Annotated in this window: 2 protein-coding genes; one reads left to right on the top strand and one right to left on the bottom strand. The window is 40.2% G+C overall.

Going from position 1 to position 2,555, the window contains the following annotated elements:
- Positions 1-60 precede the first annotated feature (60 nt).
- Positions 61-1,434 carry a glucose-6-phosphate dehydrogenase assembly protein OpcA gene (gene opcA, locus FJR06_RS01625; protein WP_015080818.1) on the top strand — a complete coding sequence of 458 codons (1,374 nt, stop codon included), beginning with the start codon at positions 61-63 and terminating at the stop codon, positions 1,432-1,434.
- Positions 1,435-1,574: 140 nt separating this feature from the next.
- On the opposite strand, the gene FJR06_RS01620 is transcribed toward opcA, so the two are convergent.
- On the bottom strand, positions 1,575-1,949 hold the full coding sequence (locus tag FJR06_RS01620) for a hypothetical protein (protein WP_015080819.1): 375 nt from the start codon (positions 1,947-1,949) through the stop codon (positions 1,575-1,577).
- Positions 1,950-2,555: the final 606 nt, after the last annotated feature.

Genomic DNA, 2,555 nt, shown 5'->3' with positions numbered 1-2,555 from the left:
ATCTTCCAAATGCTTCGCCCCTACTGACAACGAACAACTGACAACGAACAACTGACAAATATGATTTCCCAAGCACCGACAATTTTTTCTTTGCAAGCGCCCAAGGATGTTTCCCTCACAGAAATTGAGGTAGAACTTAATCAAGTTTGGCAAAGTTACGGTATTCAAGGGGAAGACGGTGGTTTACCCGCTGCTACCCGCGCCACAACATTTACTTTAGTAGTTTATGAACCGGAAGAAACTCAGTATTTGTTAACTGCAACCGGCTTTTACAAGGGTCCAGTTGACGGTATTCTCGGACCACAAACTAAAACAGCTTTACAGGAAGTCCAGAAAAAGCACCACCTTCCAGAAACTGGTACTGCTACACCAGAAACTCTGACGGCTTTACGGGCTGAATATTTCCAAAAGCAGCGCACTGGACCAAATGGAGATAATCATGGTGCAGCTATGGGGTATACTTTTAGTCCTACCAGTCCCACTATTGCTGACGAAATTGCTACCCGTAACCCTTGCCGAATTATTGCTTTATGTCCCATTGCCGGCGATGATGAAGGGGTAAAAGCCCAAGTTTCTGCCTATTGTCCCATTCAAAAGCAATCTTCCAGCACTCTTATCTGTTGTGAGTACATTACCCTTACTGGTACTGTTGCAGCTTTAGAACGGATTGGGGGCATGATTCCCGCTTTGTTAATTGGTGGTTTGCCTAAGTTCCTCTGGTGGAAAGCTACACCAGATGCTGGCAATACTTTGTTTAGGCGTTTAGCGTCTGTTTGCAATAATGTCATTGTTGACTCCTGCAACTTTAATACACCAGAAGATGATTTACTCAGCTTGCAGAAGTTAGTAGAATCTGGTATACCTTTGGCTGATTTGAATTGGCGGCGGTTGTCAGCATGGCAGGAGTTAACAGCACAAGCTTATGATGCGCCTAATCGTCGCGCTGCTCTTAGAGAAATTGATCGTGTCAATATTGATTATGAAAAAGGCAATGCTGCTCAAGCCTTATTGTATTTGGGTTGGTTAGCTAATCGCTTAGAATGGCAGCCAGTTTCCTATAAACAGGAAAACGGTGATTATAATATCACCTCGATTCAGTTCCTGTCTCAAGACCAAAAACACATAGAAGCTGAGTTAGCAGGTGTTCCCATTGCTGATATGGGGGAAATTATCGGTGATTTAATTGGTTTGCGTTTGAGTTCTACTAATATTCAAGCTAATTGCGGAACTGTGATTTGTTCGGAAACTGGCGGTTGTATGCGAATGGAAACTCATGGAGGCGCTCAGTCGTCTGGCTTGTTCCAACAAGTAACTTCTCTTTCTGAACAAAAAGCCGAAGCGTTGTTAAGTCAACAAGTACAACGCTGGGGACGTGAGGCTTTATTTGAAGACAGTTTAACTGCAATTGGCAACACTATTAAGTTAGGCAAGTAGTTAATTGGTGATTGGTGATTGGTAATTGGTAATTGGTAATACTTTTACCTCTTACCTGTTCCCTGTTCCCTGTTTTAAATATTAAAAAACCCGGATAAACCGGGCAGATGTACTTTTTGTCGGGTGTTAGCCAATGATAATTATTGGTTAATTTCACAAGTTAAAGGACAAGCTGCATAAACAGTGGTTTGGGCTTTTTCAGCTTTACCATGCAACCAACTTAACCATTTTATTTGCGTAGGATGAATACCTTTAGCTGTTAGCACTCCAGCAGCAATTAATACTGCCATAACATTAAACATTACTAAACCACCTGCCACAATTAACACGGCACTAGCGGGCATCACAGATTGTAAAACAATGGACAATAGACAGCCAACCGTAGCCATCAATACAACCAATGGAAAGCCGACGACTAACAAGCACACTGCCAATGTAAATGTCCAGATTAAAAAGCTTTTCATCATTAATAAGGAGTCGGTCTGAACTAGATTAGAGCTTTGAGCAGAAACCATGACTTTTCCTCCTAATACACAGCAAGTTTAAATTTCAGTTGTTTATCACTCGAAAGCGAATTAACTGATTTTGTTTCAGTGAAATTTAGTATATAAAACCTTAGCTCCAAAATGAGCATTTCTTTACTAAAGTTTACAGTTGATTTTTTCTACTTATGAATAAGAATTCACATATACCCACAGGTAGGGAAGAGAGTTTTGGTCTGTGCCTTGAGAAATATAGACTAAGGATAGATGAGAAGCAGATATTGATCCCCGCAATCTGATTACCCAGATGCTTAACATTTCTTATAAAAAACGATATTATTTCTCATAATTTATCAAAAAGTGATCAAAACAGATTGTAGATGATGGGTAATTCTTAATTTCTTTCACTTTGCCCCGCCTCTTTATCCTTAATTACTCCGTATTATTAGTTGCTAATATATTACGTAAATCCTATGAAAGACCAAGGATAATCAGTATGTGTTAAAAAATATGTATATTGGTGAATAACCCACTAAGAAGACTGCATAACAGAGGCAGGGGAAGCAGGAAGCAGGAAGCAGGAAGCAGGGGACAGAAGGAAAATATTTTCCACTGACAACTGACAACTGACAACTGACA

The sequence above is a fragment of the Dolichospermum sp. UHCC 0352 genome (assembly GCF_009711925.1).
In the GTDB taxonomy this organism is placed as follows: Bacteria; Cyanobacteriota; Cyanobacteriia; order Cyanobacteriales; family Nostocaceae; genus Dolichospermum; species Dolichospermum lemmermannii.
This window is presented reverse-complemented; position numbering and strand designations above follow the sequence as displayed.

Bases quoted from the DNA above. Each gene is read 5' to 3' on its own strand.
- opcA (WP_015080818.1), top strand. From the start codon at position 61: ATGATTTCCCAAGCACCGACAATTTTTTCTTTGCAAGCGCCCAAGGAT.
- FJR06_RS01620 (WP_015080819.1), bottom strand. From the start codon at position 1,949: ATGGTTTCTGCTCAAAGCTCTAATCTAGTTCAGACCGACTCCTTATTA.